This window comes from Mesorhizobium sp. UC74_2 (assembly GCF_042701485.1).
Classification (GTDB): Bacteria; Pseudomonadota; Alphaproteobacteria; order Rhizobiales; family Rhizobiaceae; genus Mesorhizobium.
This window is the reverse complement of record NZ_CP170562.1, coordinates 3,380,535-3,398,355: the sequence shown is the minus strand read 5'-3', so window position 1 is coordinate 3,398,355 and position 17,821 is coordinate 3,380,535. Positions and strand designations below refer to the sequence as shown.

The window sequence follows — 17,821 nt, the reverse complement described above, 5'->3', positions numbered from 1 at the left end:
CTCCTAAAGCAATTCCAGCAAAAGTGCGCAGCGGTTTTGCGTCCGGAATTGCATAGGGACAAAGGGGAGAGTGTTTCCGCGTTTCCGTGAAAAACGGAAACGCTCTGGCAGCAAACGCAGCATTCGTTTCTCCTGACACCCCAGTCCGAGCGGATGTGGTGGTGGACGGCTGCGTGTGCAATGGGCGGCAAATGATTATGGATAAAGGCGATTCTTATCCCAACCACCTTCGGCGTTGCGGCTGAACACGATGCGATCGTGCAGCCGGAACGGGCGATCGTGCCAGAACTCGATCGTCTGCGGCAGGATGCGGAAACCTGACCAGTGCTTGGGGCGTGGGATATCGCCGATGGCATAGCGGGCCGTGTATTCCGCGACCGCCTTCTCCAGTGCGAAACGGCTCTCCAGCGGACGTGATTGCTTCGAGGCCCAGGCGCCGATCCGGCTGCCGCGCGGGCGCGACGCATAATAGGCATCCGCTTCCGCGTCCGAGACGATCTCGACCGGGCCGCGCACCCGCACCTGACGGCGCAGCGACTTCCAGTGGAAGCACATCGCCGCCTTCATGCTGCCCAGGATTTCGCGTCCCTTGGCGCTTTCGAAATTGGTGTAGAAGACAAATCCATGTTCGTCGAAGCCCTTGAGCAGCACCATGCGCACGTCCGGCATGCCATCGGCGTCGACGGTCGCAAGCGCCACGCCGTTGGGGTCGTTGGGTTCGGATTTCGAGGCATCGTCCAGCCAGGCGGCGAACAGCCGGAAAGGCTCCGCGCTCTCCGTAAAGTCACCTGTTGTTAAGACTGTCTCGTTCATAGTTTTTCCGATGTGAACTGGCCGAGGATTTGCCGATTGTCGCGCATCGCGCACATTTTTGACAGCCGGCCAGTGGGCACTTTCCTTTCGTCCTGTCTGAGGGCGGCGGCACCTTGTGCGTTGCTTGTCCTTGCCGGTTGCGGCACCGGTGGCTTCAGCCTGGAGAAGGCCGAGGTCGACCGCTCCATCGTTACCGGCTCGATCTCGACGGGCGCGAGCAACGCCACCGACACCGGCATGGCGTCGGACGAAGCAACGATCCGCAACGCGGCCTCTTCCGCCGATCTGCAGGGACCGGCGAATCAGGCTGTTCCCTGGGCCAATTCCGCAACCGGTTCCCGCGGCACCATCACCGCGCTGGCCGAGACCGGCGATGCCACCAAGGGCCGCTGCCGCCAGTTCGACGTCTCGCGCGAAAGCTATGACGGCGTCACCATGTATAAGGGGGCGATTTGCATGACGCCTGTCGGTACCTGGCAGACACAGGATTTCAGGGCGCTCTGATTTTCCCCGCTGCCACTGGAATTTCTTCCTATCAAGGCGCATATAGAACACAACTCTGAATTCACCCGTTCAATGAGCAGGATTGATGCGCGACCCCTATGAGGTGCTGGGAGTTGCCAGGAACGCCTCGTCCAAGGACATCAAATCGGCGTTTCGGAAACTCGCCAAGAAGCACCACCCGGACCAGAACCCGAACGACCCCAAGGCCAAGGACCGCTTTTCTGCGGCCAACCAGGCCTATGAGATTCTCGGCGACGAGAAGGCTCGTGCGGCTTTCGATCGCGGCGAGATCGACGCCGATGGCAAGCCGCGCTTCCAGGGCTTCGAGAATGCCGCCGGTGGCGATCCCTTCGCCGGTTTCCGGCGTCAGCAGGGGCCGGGTGCATCGCATTTTGAATTTCGCTCCGGCGGCGGTAGTCCCTTCGGCGAGGGGGCAGGTGATATTTTCAGCCAGATTTTTGGCGACGCCTTCAGCCAGCAGCGCGCCGCTGGCGCAAATGCCGCCGGTGGCGGCGAGCGCCGCAGGCAGACACCGGCTGGCGGCGACATCAACGTGGCGCTGGATGTCACGATCGAGGAAGCGGCGAGTGCCGAGAAGGTGACTGCGATCTTCCCGGACGGCCGCAAGGTCGCCGTGAAACTGCCAGTCTATGTCGAAGACGGCCAGACCATTCGCCTGAAGGGACAGGGCGAGCAGGGTTACGGCCAGCCGGGCGATGCGCTGGTCAAGATCAGGTTCCGCCGCCATCCGCGTTACCGCATCGAGGGTCGCGACCTGCATGTCGACCTGCCGGTATCGTTGCACGACGCGGTCACGGGCGCCAAGGTAGCGGTCGAGACCCCGACCGGGCGTATCGCGCTTGCCGTGCCGGCCTGGTCGAGCTCCGACAAGGTGCTGCGCGTCAAGGGACGCGGACTGCCCGAAAAGGCGGGCGGTCACGCCGATCTTTATGCCCATGTCCGCATCATGCTGCCGGAAGGCGGTGATCCGGAACTGGAAGCGCTGGTCAAGAAACAAGGCTGAGCTGCACGCGTTGGAGTTTCTGGTCCAAAAGATTGGATCAGCCAATCCATTGCAGCGAAGAGGACCGTGAGTAGCAATGCCGCTGACATTCACAGCAGCGGCACCTCTTCATGTCCACGGAAGTCATTGTTCGCCCCATCCTTCGCCAGGATTTCGATCGTTGGTTGCCGCTCTGGGAAGGCTACAACGCCTTCTACGGTCGTTCCGGGCCGACAGCGCTTGCGGAAGCGATCACGCAAATGACCTGGTCGAGGTTTTTCGATGCCTATGAGCCGGTGCATGCGCTGGTCGCGGAAAGCGGCGACCGCTTGCTAGGGCTGACGCACTATCTTTTCCATCGCTCGACCACCGCCATCGAGCCGAACTGCTACCTGCAGGACCTGTTCACGTCGCAGCACGCGCGCGGCAAGGGGATCGGCAAGGCACTGATCGAAGGGGTCTACGACCGTGCTCGCGAGGCGGGCTCCAGTCGGGTGTATTGGCAGACCCACGAAACCAATCACAAGGCGATGCGGCTTTACGACCATGTCGCCGAGCGCTCCGGCTTCGTGGTCTACCGTAGGCTTTTCTGATCCGGCAGCTTTGCCTGTCGGCTAAACGCGGCCGGCCAGCACCGCCGGGCCGTGTCATCATCGCTTGAAGGCTTCAAGCGCCTGTGCGATAGGGCAGTTCAAAGCGGATCAGTATGCGGAGAGCGCTCATATGGTGGGTGGACAGGGCCTGATGGCCGGCAAGCGCGGCCTTATCCTCGGCGTCGCCAACAACCGTTCGATTGCCTATGGCATTGCCAAGGCCTGTGTGGATCATGGCGCGGACATCGCGCTGACCTATCAGGGCGAGGCATTCAAGAAGCGTGTCGAGCCTCTGGCCGAGGAACTCGGCGCTCATGTCGTTGGCCATTGCGACGTCACCGATTCGGAAAGCCTGGACATGGTGTTCGAGAATGTCGCCAAGCTCTGGGACCGGCTTGATTTCGTGGTTCACGCCATCGCCTTCTCCGACAAGGAGGAACTGACCGGACGATATGTCGAGACCACGCGCGACAATTTCCTGCGCACGATGGACATATCGGTGTTCTCTTTCACCACCATTGCCAAACGTGCCGAGCCGCTGATGACCAATGGCGGTTCGATGCTGACGCTGACCTACTACGGCGCCGAGAAGGTGATGCCGCACTACAACGTCATGGGTGTCGCCAAGGCGGCGCTGGAGGCGTCCGTACGTTATCTGGCCGTCGACCTCGGCGCCAAGGGCATCCGTGTCAACGCCATTTCGGCTGGTCCGATCAAGACGCTCGCAGCCTCTGGCATCGGCGACTTCCGCTACATCCTGAAGTGGAACGAGTATAATGCGCCGCTGAAGCGCACGGTCTCGCCCGAGGAGGTCGGCGATTCCGGCCTCTATTTCCTGTCGGACCTGTCGCGCGGCGTCACCGGCGAAATCCATCACGTCGATTCAGGCTATCATGTCGTCGGCATGAAGGCCGTCGACGCGCCGGATATCTCCGTTGTGAAGGACTGAGACTTCCGCCCGGCATTCCAGCATCGTACCGGAGATCGTTCGCGCGCCATGTCTGCGCTTATCTATGTCGTGCGCCACGGCCAGACCGACTGGAATGCCGAGCATCGCTTGCAGGGTCAGGCCGATACCGATCTGAACGACCTCGGCCGCCGGCAGGCATCGGGCAATGGGCGTAAGCTCGCGGATCTGATCGGTGACGCGAAGGCCGATTTCGATTACGTCTCCAGCCCGATGCTGCGCACGCGCGAGACGATGGAGTTGTTGCGCGCCGCCATGGGGCAGGACCCGACTGGCTACCGGACCGACGAGCGGCTCGTCGAGCTCAATTTCGGTGATTGGCAGGGCTTTACCTATCCCGAACTCGAAACCCGTTATCCGGGCGCGAGCCGAGCCCGTGGCGAGGACAAATGGGATTTCACGCCGCCAGGCTCGGGCGCGGAGAGCTATCAGAAGCTGCTGTCGCGCATCCAGCCGGTATTCCAGGCAATGGAACGTGACACTGTCTGCGTCACGCATGGCGGTGTGATACGTTGCCTGTTTCGGATGATCGCCGGGGCTTCGAAAGATGAAGCAGCCTCGCTGGAAGTTCCGCAAGACCAGGTTCTGCGGGTGCAAGGCCGTCGTCTGGAATGGCTCTGAAATCATTCCAGATGACGAACGCGGCGGTTTTGCATCTGGAAGTGCGTAAAAACGAAGAGTTAGAGCATAGTGCAGTTCGATCGTTCCGTATTGGACATGAGCACTTCTCCTCATTCCTGCTTCAAATAGCGGCTGGCACCGTAAGAAGATGAGAATTACCTCCATCACCAACTGGGCCTACGGCATCACCGTGGTCCTGACCGCGCTTTCGGGCGGGGCCTTCATGATGTCTTCTCACAGCGCCCTCCAGGAGCGCGCTGCGGTCGAAGAACATCTGGCGCTCGATACGCTCGCCGAGGATCTCGCGCTCGGCGCCGAGCTTGGAAGTGACGAGGCGCGACTCTACGTGATGCGTGGCGACCAGCGCTACCTCGAGGCGTTCCGCACGCAGGAGAACTCGGAACGGAGCGCGGAGACAACGGCAAGCAAGCTGGCTGCCAGGGGATTGGCGCCGGGCGAGGCGGAGGCACTGAAGGCGGTTGTCCGGGATGTGGATGCACTGGACAAGATCGAAGCGGCCGCGATCGAGGCCTTTCGGCGTGGAGACAAGATCGCTGCCCAGGAGGGCTTGTTCGGGGCGGAGTACGAGCGGGTCCAGAGCGCGCTTGTCCAGACAGTCGCGCATTTTCGGGACCTGACTGCGGCACGTACGGGAGCGCAGCTCGAAGCGGCGCGGGACCGCAGCAACTGGTGGAGCCTGGTCGCCAAGATCATGCTCGCGGTCACCGGCGCGCTGTTCGTCGCCGTTCTTTACTTCGTCTTGAGGCGACGGGTCGTGAAGCCGCTGATGCAGATGACCGGGATCGTCAGCAGGCTCGCCAAACAGGATTACACGGTCGAGGTGCCGGTTGGTCGACGCGCCGACGAGATCGGCGAGATGAACGAGGCGATCGGGATATTCCGTACCAATCTGATCGAGCGCGAGCGGCTGGATGCCGAACGACGGGCAGACCAGCGTACGAAGGACATGATCCTGCAAATGATGCACCGGGTACAGGCATGCCAGAACCAGGCGGAGCTTGCCGAGGTCGTGGTTCGCTTCATTCCCGAGATATTTCCCGACCTCGCCGGAGGCCTGTACATCCTCAACGACAGCAGGACTGCCCTGACGCGGGCCGGCGTATGGCTCGAACCCCAACGTTCGCAGGCGGCATTTCTCGCTTCCGCCTGTTGGGGGCTTCGTCGCGGCCGCTCTCACGAAAGCGGGACGAACGGCTCCGACGTTCCATGCCGACACCTCGAAGCGTCGGGCCCAACCGCGCTCTGCATGCCGCTGACGGCCCAGGGTGATATGATCGGTCTTCTCTATACGGAAGAGCGTGGAGAGAGGGCGCTCGGGCCCGGTGGCGCCAGGCTCTACCTCGAATTGATAGCGGAGAATGTCGGCCTGGCGATCGCAAACCTGCAATTGCGGGAAAAACTGATCGAGCTTGCCGTGCGCGATCCCCTTACCGGCCTCTTCAATCGTCGCTTCCTGGATGAAACACTGCTGCAGCACAAGCAGGACCGCAGCGGCGAACAGCTCGCCTGCCTGATGGTCGATATCGACCATTTCAAGCGCTTCAACGACGAGTTCGGACACGACGCGGGAGATCTGGTCATGCAGTATGTCGGGCAGACTTTGCGAGAGACCGTAGGCCCAACCGGTAGTGCCTACCGTTTCGGCGGCGAGGAATTCACCGTGCTCCTGCCCGGGCTTGATGAACAGGAAGCTGCAGAGCTTGCGGATGCGTTGCGGATGAAAATCGGTGACACCACGCTCTCCCATTCCGGTCGGGTTCTCGGCACGGTGTCGACATCCATCGGTGTTGCGGCAGCTCCGCAGAATGGCTCGATCGAAACGCTTGTCACACGTGCTGATGCGGCCCTGCTCAAGGCAAAAGCCGCCGGTCGCAACAGGACGGTGGTGGCAAGCCAGATCAAAAGCTCGGCTCCGCAGTGACGCGGGCACCGCGAGCAGCACTTCAACCGAAGGTGTCAGTCACACGGTGCGATTGATGACCTGATGTCGACTGGTGTTGGCTTGCCTTGCCTTACTGAGGCAGTTCCATGTCGGTGATGACATTCTCGCCATTGCTGACGTCATAGGCAATGACGACGTCTGTGCCGGGCTTCAACGCTTCCAGATCCATTTCAGCATTCAGCTTGTAGGCCTTGCCGTCATCCAGCGTCAGCGTCAGGGTCTCCCTGTCGACCTTCTTGATCTTGCCTTCCGCCTGGCCCGCGAAAGCGGCAGTCACGACGAGCACAGTGGCGGCAATAGCGCCGAGCAGGGTACGCATTGATGGTCCTCATTGTTTGTTGTTGTACGCCGTTCCCATGCGGCGACCGTGTGCGGCGACGGAAACAAACAGAAACCAGTCGAATGTGTCAAACCTAAGTCACCTGCCGTGGACAACATGGCTGCGACCTTTTGTTCGGGCAGCCCTTTCGTCAGTTCGCCACACGTTGCAGGACGGCAACGTGCATGGTCGAGCGCAGTGAAAATCCGATGGATTCATAGAGCGCGATCGCGGCTGTGTTCGTTGCATAGGCATGCAGAAAAGGCTCTTCGCCGCGTTCGACGATCCGGCCCGCCACGAACATCGACAGTCGTTTGGCGAGGCCACGGCCACGGGCTTCCGGATGCGAGCAGACGCCGCTGATCTCGCAGAAGCCTTGCGGTCTCATGCGTTCGCCAGCCATGGCGAGCAAGCGGCCATCTTCCTTCACTCCCCAGAACGCACCGAGCTCGAGAGCACGCACTGTGAAGGGGCCTGGCTTCGTGAGTTCCGCCAGCGCCAGCATTGCCGGGATGTCGGTTTCGCCGAGAAGCTCGATACGGTCGTCCTGTTCGATCGTCGATGGCTGGCTGGCAGTCATCTGCACAGCCGCGGCGGCGGATACTGCCGCCATGCCGGGCGGCACGATTACCGGGTCGGCCTGAAGAAAAAGCAGGCTCCTTCCGTCGGAAGACAGATCGAAAAGTGCCCGCTGGCTGGAAGGAGTATCGTTCAGCGTGGCTGCAAAGGCTGAGACCGTCGGCTGGTAGCGTTTCGCCAGTGCACCGCCCTCGGAAAGGTGAGCGTGGCGTGAGGTGAGTGCGCTCCAGATGGGGCGGTCAAGCGGGGTCATGAAGCTGCCTTGCGATACGGTGGTGCAACGGGGTGGTCTCGAGATCGTGTTCGATCGCGGTCAGTTGCTCGAGCAGGGGGCCGGTCAGGTCGCTGCAGATCTCCGCAACTGCGGCATCGATGCGAGGCCAGAGGTCGCGTTTCGAGGTTTCGACGAGCTGGCGCCCCTTGTCTGTCAGGCTGAGGAATCGGCGCCGCTGGTCTTCCGGCGATTGCCTGACATCGAGCAGTCCGATTTCGCTCAAATGCGTCATGATGCGTGTGGCGCCGGGCTGCGTGATGCCGATCGCTTCAGCCAGATCGCCGACCGTCAGCGGACCAAGGCGGTCGATGGCCGCAAGCGCCGGAAACTGGCTGGCCTGCACCGGCAAGTCGAGATCGTCCAGCACACGTTGCACCTCAGACTGAAAACGTTCGCCGATCCGCCTGAGGCGGCTGCCAAGTGTGAGATAGCCCATTTCGCGAACGACATCGTCAACCATCGCAAAGTCTCATCCTGATTTGCATAAGTAGTTATATAAGTAGTTATATTAATTTGTCCAGCCAGTGCTGGCGCTTGCGCTGCGTTGCGGAAATTGGCCCCGGCTACCCCGGTTTGACCACCAGGGAAAACGCTACTAGAAGGCTGGCCATGCCGGGATCTGGCCCGCGCGAGGGCTGCTACCGATGTCGCATAATACCTTCGGCCATCTTTTCCGGGTAACCACCTGGGGCGAAAGCCATGGGACCGCGCTGGGCTGCGTCGTTGACGGCTGTCCGCCCGGCATCCGCTTCACCCGCGAGGACATCCAGGCCGAGCTGGACCGGCGCCGCCCAGGCCAGTCGCGCTTCGTCACCCAGCGCCGCGAGCCGGATGAGGTCAAGGTGCTGTCCGGCTTCGTCATCGACGAGGACGAGGTCACCATGATCACCACCGGCACACCGGTGTCGATGCTGATCGAGAATGTCGACCAGCGTTCGAAGGACTATGGCGAGATCGCCCGTCAGTATCGGCCGGGTCACGCCGATTATGCCTATGAGGTCAAATACGGCATTCGCGATCATCGTGGTGGCGGCCGTTCCTCGGCGCGGGAGACGGCAGCACGCGTCGCGGCCGGCGCACTCGCCCGCAAGGTCGTTCCCGGCCTCGTCGTGCGCGGAGCGCTGATCGCCATGGGCGAGAAGGCAATCGATCGCGCCAACTGGAACTGGAATTTCGTCGACGATGGCGAAAACCCGTTCTTCACGCCGGATCCGCAGTCGGTACCCGTCTTCACGACCTATCTCGACGGCATCCGCAAGGCGGGCTCGTCGGTGGGTGCGGTGATCGAGATCGTTGCCGACGGCGTACCGGCCGGGCTTGGCGCGCCGATCTATGCCAAGCTCGACCAGGATATTGCGTCGAACCTCATGTCGATCAATGCGGTCAAGGGTGTCGAGATCGGCAACGGTTTCGAAGCCGCCAGGATCACCGGCGAACAGAACGCCGACGAGATGCGCATGGGCAATGACGGCAAGCCGGTGTTCCTCTCCAACAATGCCGGCGGTATTCTCGGTGGCATTTCGACAGGCCAGCCGATCATCGCCCGTTTCGCCGTGAAGCCGACCTCGTCGATCCTCAATCCGCGCAAGTCCATCGACCGGGATGGCAAGGACGTCGATGTCGTCACCAAGGGGCGCCACGACCCTTGCGTGGGTATCCGTGCAGTGCCGATCGGCGAGGCAATGGTCGCCTGCGCCATTGCTGACCACTACCTGCGTCATCGGGGGCAGACGGGAAGATAGGGCAGTCGGCAATAGGCAGTCGGCAGTCCGTTTTGGTTCAATTTGCCGTAGACGCTATTTTGTTACTGCCTTATGTCCGACTGCCGACTGCCGACTGCCGACTGCCGACTGCCGACTGCCGACTGCCGACTGCCCAGCGAGCGAAGCGAGTACCATGCCCTACGATCAGAAGAAAATTGTCGAAGCCCTGCGTGCTTTCGAGCGCGGCGAGATCGTCGTCGTCATGGACGATGACGGGCGTGAGAACGAGGGCGATCTGATCGTCGCGGCCGTGCATTGCACGCCGGAGAAGATGGCTTTCATCGTGCGCCACACCTCCGGCATCGTCTGCACGCCGATGCCGCGCGAAGAGGCGAAGCGGCTGAATCTGGCGCCGATGGTGGCGGACAATGATTCCGCCCACACCACTGCCTTCACGGTCAGTGTCGACTTCAAGCACGGCACCACCACCGGCATTTCCGCCGAGGACCGTACGCTTACCGTGCGCAACCTTGCCAACGGCAACGTCGCTGGCAGCGATTTCGTGCGTCCCGGTCACATCTTTCCGTTGATCGCACGCGAAGGTGGCGTGCTGATGCGCTCCGGCCATACGGAGGCCGCCGTCGATCTCTGCAAGCTGGCCGGACTGCCGCCGGTCGGCGTCATTTCCGAGTTGGTCAACGACGACGGCACCGTCAAGCGCGGCCCCCAAGTGGCGGCCTTCGCCGAGGAGCACGGGCTGAAGCAGGTTTCGGTGGCGGACCTCATCGCCTACCGTCAGCGCAAGGAAACGCTGGTCGAGCGTGTCGCCTGTTCCGATATCGACACGCCCGGCGGCAAGGCGACGGCGATCGCCTATTCCTTGCCCTGGGAAGCGATGCACCACCTGGCGATCGTCTATGGTGACATCCGCGACGGCGAGGAAGTGCCGGTGCGGTTGCATCTGGAGGATGTCACGACGGACGTATTCGGTACCCGTACCGTGCTCGATGACATCATGAAGACGCTCGGAGAGCGCAAGCGTGGTGTCATCGTTTATCTGCGCGAAGGGTCCACCGGTGTCGGTAGCCATGGCGGCCGCAACCGGCAGGGCGGTAGTGACCGCGAGGATCACGAGGAAGCACGCCGCCGCGAGAACGAATGGCGCGAGATCGGCCTCGGTGCACAGATTCTCAAGGATCTCGGCATCTCCTCGATCAATCTGATCGCCTCGCGCGAGCGGCACTATGTCGGCCTTGAGGGTTTCGGCATCCGTATCGCCAAAACCGAAATCCTCTAGGCCAATTCCAGGAAAACTGCGTAGCGGTTTTCCGTCTGGAATTGCGTAAAACGGAAACGCTCTACGATGTCGCGCGCCCTCTGGACGCAAAGCTTGTCTGTGAAACGAAATGGGCGCCGCTTGGCGCCCATTTCGTTTCGTACCGGAGCCGTTCAAGCCATCGCCGGTGCTCTGGTGTCGCGCACGGATCGCTGCAGATTGCCTTGCCCGGCCAACGCGACAATCAAGGCGAGAACACCAGCCGCGATCGAAAACAGGAAGCCACTGGTCGGCCCATAAGTGTCTATCACCCAGCCGGCGGCCGCTGAACCTGCGGCCATGCCGATGCCAATGCCGGTAATCGCCCAGGTCATGCCTTCCGTGAGCTTGGAGGAAGGCACGAGTTTTTCCACGAGTGCCATCGAGGTGATGATGGTTGGCGAAACGGCAACGCCAGCGACGAAAAACACCAGAGAAAGCATGGTGATTGTGCCTACCATGAGGAGCGGCAGTGTGGTCAGCGCGGCCAGCACTATCGTGATCAGCAATTGGCGGGCAAGTGGCATCCTGAGTTTCAGCATGCCGAAGGCAAGGCCGGCGACGAGCGAGCCTGCCGCATAGGCCGACAGAGCGAGACTGGCAGCTGCCTTGTGGCCTTGCGCTTCCGCGAAAGCAACGGCGGCTACTTCGGCCGTGCCGAAGATCGCGCCGATGGATGCCAAGGTCACGACGATGATCTGCAGCGAACCGAGGCGGATGACGGAGCGACCGCCGCTGCGTTCCGGCTCATGGATTGGGGGTTCGGTAGATCTCTGGGCGGCAAACAGGAGGCTGCCGACGAGAAGGAATAAGGTGGCGGCCAACGGCCCGGCTTCCGGGAAGACCGTGACGCTGAGTCCGATCGCCAGGATCGGACCGATCATGAACAGGACTTCGTCGACGACGGATTCAAAGGCAAATGCCGTATGCAATTTCGAGGTGCCGCGATAGAGCTCGGTCCAGCGCGCCCTGACGAAGGAACTGAAGCTCGGTATCGCGCCGCTGAGGATCGCGAAAACGAACAGCGTCCAGTTTGGTGCCTTCAGATGGGTTGCCACCATTAGACCGATCAGCGCCGAAACAGCGATCAGTGTCGCTGGTACAAGAACACGGCGCTGGCCGTGCCGGTCGACAAGTCGCGACACCTGCGGCGCGATCAGGCCGCTTGCCAGCGCGAAAGTGGCGGAGACCGCACCGGCAAGCCAGTATTCGCCGTGTGTCTCGGACAGCATCGTCACGATGCCCAGCGTGACCATGGAAAGCGGGAAGCGGGCAACGAAGCCGGCCGCGGAAAACGCCTTGGCGCCGGGCGCCTGGAAAATTTCACTGTATGGATTACGCATCAAAGTCCCCGGGGCTCGCAGATAGTTGAGATTTCAAAGACAGTCGAGCCGCCTGGGAAGGCGGCTCGTTGGTCCTGTCCGGGCTTTTCTGGAAGTGCGACCATCATTTCGCTGTTTGCGGGGCAACCTGCGACAATTCGCTGTCTGTCTCGCCGGCGAGTGTCTTCTGGCCAAGGAGGACGATCACGAAAGAGATCGTCCCGGCGGCCACGGAAACCCAGAAGCCGTTCTGCGCTCCGTAATTGTCGACCACCCAGCCTGCCACGAACGCCCCCAGTGCCATGCCGATGCCGATGCCGGTCATCACCCAGGTGATGCCCTCGGTCAGCATGGCCTCGGGCACGCGCCGTTCGATCAGGCCGAAGGCCATGATGAAGGTGGGCGAGATCGCCACGCCGCTGGCGAAGACTGCGAGTGCCAGCAGGGGGACGGTGTCGGCGACGAGCAGTGGCAAGGTGGTCAAGGCGACGATGGCAATCGAAAGAGCGAGCAGCCGCTGTTTCGGGGCCTGGAGGTTCAGCGCACCGATGATGAGGCCGACGACAAAGGAGCCGGCGGCATAGACACCGATGACCAGGCTGGCGGCGGTCGGCTGGCCGAGCTCCTTGGTGATGGCCACCGAGCTCACCTCTGCGGTGGCGAAGATCGCACCGACGAAGATGAGGGCCAGCGTGATGATCTGGACGGGACGCAGCATGATCGCGGAACCATTGCTGCCATGCTCCGGCTGCCGGACCTTGGGCTCACTGGATCGTTGCAGGATGAAGGCGGCCATGCCGAAAGCCAGCAGAAGCGTGCTCACCAGCATGCCGGCTTCCGGGAACAGCGCCACACTGAGGCCTACCGAAAGCGAGGCGCCGGCAATATAGACCAGTTCGTCGGCGACCGACTCGAAGGCAAAGGCCGTGTTGAGCTCGGGACGATCGCGGAATTTTTCCGTCCAGCGCGCACGCACCATGGCCGGCACGCTGGGCATCGCCGCGGCCAGGAACGCCGAAACGAACAGGGTCCAGCTCGGCCAGTCATAATGGGTGGCCGCGAGCAGTGTGAGGAAGGCGATGACGGAGATGACCGTGGTCGGGGCGGCCACGGCAGTCTGGCCGAGCCGGTCGATCCATCGCGAGATCTGTGGGGCGGCAAAAGCGTTGGTCAAGGCGAAGGTGGCCGATACAGCACCGGCCAGCCAATACTCGCCGCGCGCCTGGGACAGCATCGCGACAATACCGATGGGAGCCATGGCGATAGGCAGCCGCGCAAAAAAGGCGGCGGCTGCGAAGCCCTTGGCCCCGGGGACTCTGAAGATTTCACCATAAGGATTGCGCATGGGAGCACTCCTGAATTTTGAGGGTGCGCCACTTACATACGTGGCGTATGCGAATGAGATAATTGCATACGTCACGTATGTCAATTAATATACGTCGTGTATGTAAAAAAATATACGCGACGTATGTGAAAAGCAGAAGCGGCAAAGGAAACACCAATGAGGACAGCTCATAAACCCCGCAGCGAAATGATCGCCGAGACGCGTGCGAAACTGATTGCCTCTGCGCGGCGGGCCTTTGCGACAGTCGGTTACGCGAACGCATCGATGGATGATTTCACCGCCGAAGCGGGGCTGACGCGTGGCGCGCTTTATCATCATTTCGGCGACAAGAAGGGGCTTTTCGAAGCCGTGATCGCCCAGATCGACTGCGAAATGGCGGCGCGTCTCAATGCTGTCTCCGCCAAGGCCGAGACGCGCTGGCAGGGTTTCATGGACGAAAACATCGGCTATGTCGAAATGGCGCTCGATCCGGAAGTCCAGCGCATCGTGCTGTGTGATGGCCCCGCTGTCCTTGGTGATCCGGCGCAATGGCCCAATGCCAACGCCTGTATCCTGTCGGTAACCAAGAACCTTGCAGCGCTGAAGGAAGATGGGGTTATTCGCCGCGACATCGATCCTGAAGCGATGGCACGGCTGATCAGCGGCGCCTCGCTCTATGCTGCGCAGTGGATTGCAAACTCCGATGATCCTGCCGCCATATCGACAAAGGCGGTTAATGCGTTTCGCGCGCTCATGGAAGGTTTGCTGGTGGACGGCAAGACTGCTGCCTGACTTCTCATCCTCTGCCCGCGATCGCGTTGGCCGCGGCTTTCAGCACATCCTCGCCGGCACCGGCATAGGTCTCGCTCATGACGAGGTCGCAGAGCGGCAGGCGCGAGCCCCAGCCATTGCGTTCAAGGTCGGGTCGGGTGGCGAATTCCGAGACGTGCCCGACGCAAAGATAGGCGACAGGCACGACATGATCCGGGATGTCGAGCAGGTCTCTGAGCGCTTCGGCGTTCAGGATGCTCACCCAGCCGACGCCAATCCCTTCGGCCCGTGCCGCCAGCCAGAAATTCTGTACCGCGCATACCGTGCTGAAGAGATCCATTTGCGGATTGTGCCAGCGCCCGAGCGGCGAGTTCTCGCTGCGCGAGCGATCGCAGGTGATGCAGAGATTGAGCGCGCTTTCGCAGATGCCTTCCAGCTTGAGCTTGCGGTAAAGCGCCTGCCGATCCTCCGCGATATGCGGCAGTTCCTGGGCTCGGGCTGTCAGGAACAGATCGCGCACCGCCGCGCGCCGTTTCTGGTCCCGGATGACGATGAAGTTCCAGGGTTGCATGAAGCCTACGGACGGTGCGTGGTGCGCAGCCGTAAGCAGGCGGGCAAGCACAGCGTCGTCGATCGGGTCGGGCCGGAAATGGCTGCGCACGTCGCGACGCGTGAAGATGGCGCGATAGATGGCCTCACGCTCAAAATCCTCGAAGGCAAGATCTCCGGAGGTATGGCATGTATGGTTGCGGACGGTGTTCATCGCGTTTCCCTTGCGATCGAAACAGCGTCATCCACCCGTCCATGCGGATGACCATTTCTGCCTGGCCGGTCTTCTGGCTCGGGTTCGTCCCGCTTGCCGGCGCCTTCCCGTCCTTGCGCGGACAGTGGCTCTTGCCGAGCGATCCCCCCTCACAGCGTTGGGCACGCCACGGATTTTCACCGTGTTCCCGATTCTCCCGCCTTGCGGCAGGCACCTGACAGTGCGGCTAACCTAGCCGAGTTCGCGGGCAAGGACAGCCCTGATGTCGACGTCGGATGACGCCTTTTCCCCAGCAGGATGAGCAATTCCAGCAAACGCGCAACGGTTTTGCGTCCGGAATCGCGTTAAAACAAAAGTTGGAGCGTTTCCGCGTTTCCGTTGAAAACGGAAACGCTCTCATGCTTGTCGCGTGGCCATCATCTCCATTGCTGATAAGGTGGCGCCATGACGACCCGTCTCTACACCCATCCGATTTTTCTGGAACACATCACGCCCGCCGGGCATCCGGAGCGACCGGACAGGCTGCGCGCTATCGAGCGGATTCTGGACGACGAGGTCTTTGCCGCCCTCGACAGGCACGAGGCGCCGATGGGCGACGAGACGACTGTTCTCTATTGCCATCCAAAGGATTTCGTCGAGCGCGTCCGCAGGGCGATTCCGCAGGAAGGTATTGCCGTCATCGATTCCGACACGGTGGCGAGTCCCGAAAACCTGGCAGGCGGCGCTGACCGCCATCGGCGCCGCCAATGCCGCCGTGGACGACGTTTTCACCGGCAAGGCCGACAATGTCTTCGTGGCCGCGCGTCCGCCCGGCCATCATGCCGAGAAAACCACCGCCATGGGTTTCTGCCTGTTCAATACGGCTGCGATTGCCGCTCGCTACGCACAGGAAAAGCACGGCGTCGAGCGTGTCGCCATCGTCGACTGGGACGTTCATCACGGCAACGGCACGCAGGACATCTTCTGGGACGACCCATCGGTGCTCTATTGCTCGACGCACCAGATGCCTCTTTATCCTGGCACCGGCGCCAGAAACGAGACTGGCGCCGGCAACATCGTCAATGCGCCGCTGGCGCCGGCGACGGGTAGCGATATCTTTCGTGAGGCGTTCAACACGCGTGTCCTGCCGGCGATCGATTCTTTCGCGCCGGACCTTGTGATCATCTCGGCCGGTTTCGACGCGCACCATCGTGACCCGTTGGCCGAGATCAACCTTGTCGAGGATGATTTCGACTGGGCGACCGGGCAGTTGATGGATCGCGCCCGCCGTCATAGTTCAAACAGGCTGGTCAGTTTGCTGGAAGGCGGCTACGACCTGCACGGATTGGCATTTTCGGTCGCAGCGCATGTCGGCCGCCTGATGAAAGGATGAGCCATGGCTGAGGAAGCGAACCAGGACGTCAAGGCGATGAGCTTCGAGCAGGCGCTGGATGCGTTAGAGAAGATCGTCGACGATCTCGAACGCGGCGACGTGCCGCTCGACCAGTCGATTCGCATATATGAACGGGGCGAGGCGCTGAAGGCGCATTGCGATCGCCTGCTCAAGGCCGCCGAGGACAAGGTGGAGAAGATCAGGCTCGCCCGTGACGGCAAGCCGGTCGGTACCGAGCCGCTGGACGGGGACTAGGAGCCTGAGAGGCCACTAACGGGAACGAGGGGCAACGCCGGATATATCAAACGGGAGAGATATCCATGTGTCGCAACATCAAGCCGCTGTTTAACTTCGAACCGCCGGCGACCGATACCGAAATTCACGAGGCGGCGCTGCAGTTCGTGCGCAAGATCAGTGGCTCCAACAAGCCCTCCATGCGCAACAAGGAAGCCTTCGACAACGCCGTGCGCACCATCGCCAATGCCGCGCATGAGCTGCTTGTCGTCCTTGAGACGACCCAGCCGCCGCGCAACCGCGAGGAGGTGGCGGCAAAAGCCCGCGCCAAGTCGGCTGAGCGCTTTGGGCCCAAGCCGGTGCCCGCCTAGGGCAGTTTAAGGAAAAGTGCGTAGCGGTTTTCCGTCTGAAATTGAGAAAAAATTAGAGCGTTCCCGCATTCCGAAAACCGGAAACGCTCTGGTCGTGCCGTGATCGCTCCGGTCGCACAGGCCGCTATGTTGCCGATCAGGACGCCGAGGGGGCCACCGACGGCTTGTCGAAATCTACGGGTCGGGCGGCATAGAACCGTTCCGGCGGCGTCCAGCGCTCGGGCAACTCTTCTTCACCCCACCGTGCGAGCGCCTGCAGGGCGGGAATAAGCGCCGCGCCTTTGGCCGTCAGAGCGTACGCGCCGCGGGTTGCACCTTGCCGCGCCTGTGTCTGTCGGATCAGGCCGGCCCCCTCCAGTCGATGCAGTCGCTCGGCCAGGATGTTCGTCGCGATCTTTTCGGCCATCGCCAGGAAGTCGGAATAGCTGGTCGCTCCCACCACCATCGAGCGGATGATCACGAGCGACCACTTGTCACCGATGATGTCGAGTGCCGAGGCAATTGGGCAGCCGGTGCGGAACTTCGTCATGGGTTCAATATGATTTTCTAACTTGCAATTTGCAAGTAAAAAATGGTTAGCTCGCGAAAACGTTCGTTGGAGGGGGAAATGCTTCCGGTTACGTCCATCGTCGCTGCGTTGGCAGCTCTTTCGCTGGTAGCCTTGAGTATTGCGGTCAGTCTGCGCCGCAAGAAGGTGGGTGTGCGTCTCGGCTTCAGCGAAGACCCGACGCTGATGCGCCGCATTCGGGCGCAGGGCAATTTCACCGAATATGTGCCTCTGGCTTTGATCGTGCTCGCCATCGCCGAATACCGGCAGGCGCCGCCGGTCGTTTTGTGGACGATCGGTGGACTGCTGATCGCCGGTCGGTTCTTGCACTTTGCTGGCATCATGACGGCCAGGACACCGTTGAGCGCACCGGGAATGGCTGGCACCTATTGCGCCCTGATCGTCGGCGCGATCACGCTCCTCTCCATCTGAGTGCACAAGCATCCGAGACTGACCGATCGGT

The 17,821-nt window shown here is 61.6% G+C and carries 20 protein-coding genes, 1 pseudogene and 1 riboswitch; of the genes and pseudogenes, 13 read left to right on the top strand and 8 right to left on the bottom strand.

What is annotated here, in order from left to right; all coding sequences use genetic code 11:
- Positions 1-195: 195 nt before the first annotated feature.
- Positions 196-813: a pyridoxamine 5'-phosphate oxidase gene (pdxH, locus tag ACFJIU_RS16545; protein ID WP_379061571.1), complete on the bottom strand. Its 618-nt coding sequence runs from the start codon at positions 811-813 to the stop codon at positions 196-198.
- A 120-nt stretch (positions 814-933) separates the two neighbouring features.
- On the opposite strand from pdxH, the gene ACFJIU_RS16540 reads away from it, so the two are divergent.
- From ACFJIU_RS16540 to ACFJIU_RS16515, 6 genes are all read left to right on the top strand, one after another.
- Positions 934-1,317, top strand: a complete 384-nt coding sequence (locus tag ACFJIU_RS16540; RefSeq protein ID WP_379061569.1) for an RT0821/Lpp0805 family surface protein — start codon at positions 934-936, stop codon at positions 1,315-1,317.
- Positions 1,318-1,402: 85 nt separating this feature from the next.
- Complete coding sequence (locus tag ACFJIU_RS16535; RefSeq protein ID WP_379061567.1) at positions 1,403-2,341, top strand: DnaJ C-terminal domain-containing protein; 939 nt, start codon at positions 1,403-1,405, stop codon at positions 2,339-2,341.
- Between the two features lie 110 nt (positions 2,342-2,451).
- Positions 2,452-2,913 (top strand): GNAT family N-acetyltransferase, encoded by a 462-nt coding sequence (locus ACFJIU_RS16530; protein ID WP_379061565.1) that lies wholly within the window; start codon positions 2,452-2,454, stop codon positions 2,911-2,913.
- A 130-nt stretch (positions 2,914-3,043) separates the two neighbouring features.
- Positions 3,044-3,862 carry an enoyl-ACP reductase FabI gene (gene fabI, locus ACFJIU_RS16525; RefSeq protein ID WP_379061563.1) on the top strand — a complete coding sequence of 273 codons (819 nt, stop codon included), beginning with the start codon at positions 3,044-3,046 and terminating at the stop codon, positions 3,860-3,862.
- Between the two features lie 48 nt (positions 3,863-3,910).
- Positions 3,911-4,501, top strand: coding sequence for a histidine phosphatase family protein (locus ACFJIU_RS16520; RefSeq protein ID WP_379061561.1), 591 nt, complete (start codon positions 3,911-3,913; stop codon positions 4,499-4,501).
- A 148-nt stretch (positions 4,502-4,649) separates the two neighbouring features.
- Entirely contained in the window at positions 4,650-6,443 is a 1,794-nt protein-coding gene (locus ACFJIU_RS16515) for a diguanylate cyclase (RefSeq protein ID WP_379061559.1), read from the top strand.
- Between the two features lie 91 nt (positions 6,444-6,534).
- On the opposite strand, the gene ACFJIU_RS16510 is transcribed toward ACFJIU_RS16515, so the two are convergent.
- The 3 genes from ACFJIU_RS16510 to ACFJIU_RS16500 all read right to left on the bottom strand — a co-directional run bounded on the left by ACFJIU_RS16510 (position 6,535) and on the right by ACFJIU_RS16500 (position 8,096).
- Positions 6,535-6,783: a DUF1344 domain-containing protein gene (locus tag ACFJIU_RS16510; RefSeq protein ID WP_129410634.1), complete on the bottom strand. Its 249-nt coding sequence runs from the start codon at positions 6,781-6,783 to the stop codon at positions 6,535-6,537.
- 151 nt (positions 6,784-6,934) lie between these two features.
- Positions 6,935-7,615, bottom strand: coding sequence for a GNAT family N-acetyltransferase (locus tag ACFJIU_RS16505; RefSeq protein WP_379061557.1), 681 nt, complete (start codon positions 7,613-7,615; stop codon positions 6,935-6,937).
- Positions 7,602-8,096: a MarR family winged helix-turn-helix transcriptional regulator gene (locus tag ACFJIU_RS16500; RefSeq protein WP_379061555.1), complete on the bottom strand. Its 495-nt coding sequence runs from the start codon at positions 8,094-8,096 to the stop codon at positions 7,602-7,604. Before ACFJIU_RS16500 ends, ACFJIU_RS16505 begins: the two co-directional genes overlap by 14 nt.
- A 184-nt stretch (positions 8,097-8,280) precedes the next feature.
- Here ACFJIU_RS16500 and aroC point away from each other — a divergent pair, with 184 nt between their 5' ends.
- Together aroC and ribB are read left to right on the top strand one after the other, a co-directional pair.
- The gene (gene aroC, locus ACFJIU_RS16495; RefSeq protein ID WP_379061552.1) at positions 8,281-9,378 is read left to right on the top strand and encodes a chorismate synthase; all 1,098 of its coding nucleotides are present in this window, start codon (positions 8,281-8,283) and stop codon (positions 9,376-9,378) included.
- A gap of 154 nt (positions 9,379-9,532) precedes the next feature.
- Positions 9,533-10,636, top strand: coding sequence for a 3,4-dihydroxy-2-butanone-4-phosphate synthase (ribB, locus tag ACFJIU_RS16490; RefSeq protein ID WP_379061550.1), 1,104 nt, complete (start codon positions 9,533-9,535; stop codon positions 10,634-10,636).
- Between the two features lie 152 nt (positions 10,637-10,788).
- Here ribB and ACFJIU_RS16485 read toward each other — a convergent pair whose 3' ends face one another.
- Both ACFJIU_RS16485 and ACFJIU_RS16480 read right to left on the bottom strand, forming a co-directional pair.
- Entirely contained in the window at positions 10,789-11,997 is a 1,209-nt protein-coding gene (locus ACFJIU_RS16485) for an MFS transporter (RefSeq protein ID WP_379061547.1), read from the bottom strand.
- Between the two features lie 103 nt (positions 11,998-12,100).
- On the bottom strand, positions 12,101-13,321 hold the full coding sequence (locus ACFJIU_RS16480; RefSeq protein ID WP_379061545.1) for an MFS transporter: 1,221 nt from the start codon (positions 13,319-13,321) through the stop codon (positions 12,101-12,103).
- A gap of 156 nt (positions 13,322-13,477) precedes the next feature.
- Between ACFJIU_RS16480 and ACFJIU_RS16475 the strand changes: the two genes are divergently transcribed.
- Positions 13,478-14,092 (top strand): TetR/AcrR family transcriptional regulator, encoded by a 615-nt coding sequence (locus tag ACFJIU_RS16475; RefSeq protein WP_379061543.1) that lies wholly within the window; start codon positions 13,478-13,480, stop codon positions 14,090-14,092.
- Between the two features lie 4 nt (positions 14,093-14,096).
- Here ACFJIU_RS16475 and bluB read toward each other — a convergent pair whose 3' ends face one another.
- Complete coding sequence (gene bluB / locus ACFJIU_RS16470) at positions 14,097-14,834, bottom strand: 5,6-dimethylbenzimidazole synthase (protein WP_379061541.1); 738 nt, start codon at positions 14,832-14,834, stop codon at positions 14,097-14,099.
- A 45-nt stretch (positions 14,835-14,879) separates the two neighbouring features.
- A riboswitch (cobalamin riboswitch) is annotated at positions 14,880-15,067 on the bottom strand.
- A 211-nt stretch (positions 15,068-15,278) separates the two neighbouring features.
- On the opposite strand from bluB, the pseudogene ACFJIU_RS16465 reads away from it, so the two are divergent.
- From ACFJIU_RS16465 to ACFJIU_RS16455, 3 genes and pseudogenes are all read left to right on the top strand, one after another.
- A pseudogene (locus ACFJIU_RS16465) lies at positions 15,279-16,206 on the top strand (histone deacetylase family protein).
- Positions 16,207-16,209: 3 nt separating this feature from the next.
- Entirely contained in the window at positions 16,210-16,461 is a 252-nt protein-coding gene (locus tag ACFJIU_RS16460) for an exodeoxyribonuclease VII small subunit (RefSeq protein WP_379061539.1), read from the top strand.
- Positions 16,462-16,526: 65 nt separating this feature from the next.
- On the top strand, positions 16,527-16,811 hold the full coding sequence (locus tag ACFJIU_RS16455) for a DUF2277 domain-containing protein (RefSeq protein ID WP_379061536.1): 285 nt from the start codon (positions 16,527-16,529) through the stop codon (positions 16,809-16,811).
- Between the two features lie 136 nt (positions 16,812-16,947).
- Here ACFJIU_RS16455 and ACFJIU_RS16450 read toward each other — a convergent pair whose 3' ends face one another.
- Positions 16,948-17,340 (bottom strand): winged helix-turn-helix transcriptional regulator, encoded by a 393-nt coding sequence (locus ACFJIU_RS16450; protein WP_379061534.1) that lies wholly within the window; start codon positions 17,338-17,340, stop codon positions 16,948-16,950.
- 78 nt (positions 17,341-17,418) lie between these two features.
- Here ACFJIU_RS16450 and ACFJIU_RS16445 point away from each other — a divergent pair, with 78 nt between their 5' ends.
- Positions 17,419-17,790: an MAPEG family protein gene (locus tag ACFJIU_RS16445; RefSeq protein ID WP_379061532.1), complete on the top strand. Its 372-nt coding sequence runs from the start codon at positions 17,419-17,421 to the stop codon at positions 17,788-17,790.
- Positions 17,791-17,821 lie beyond the last annotated feature (31 nt).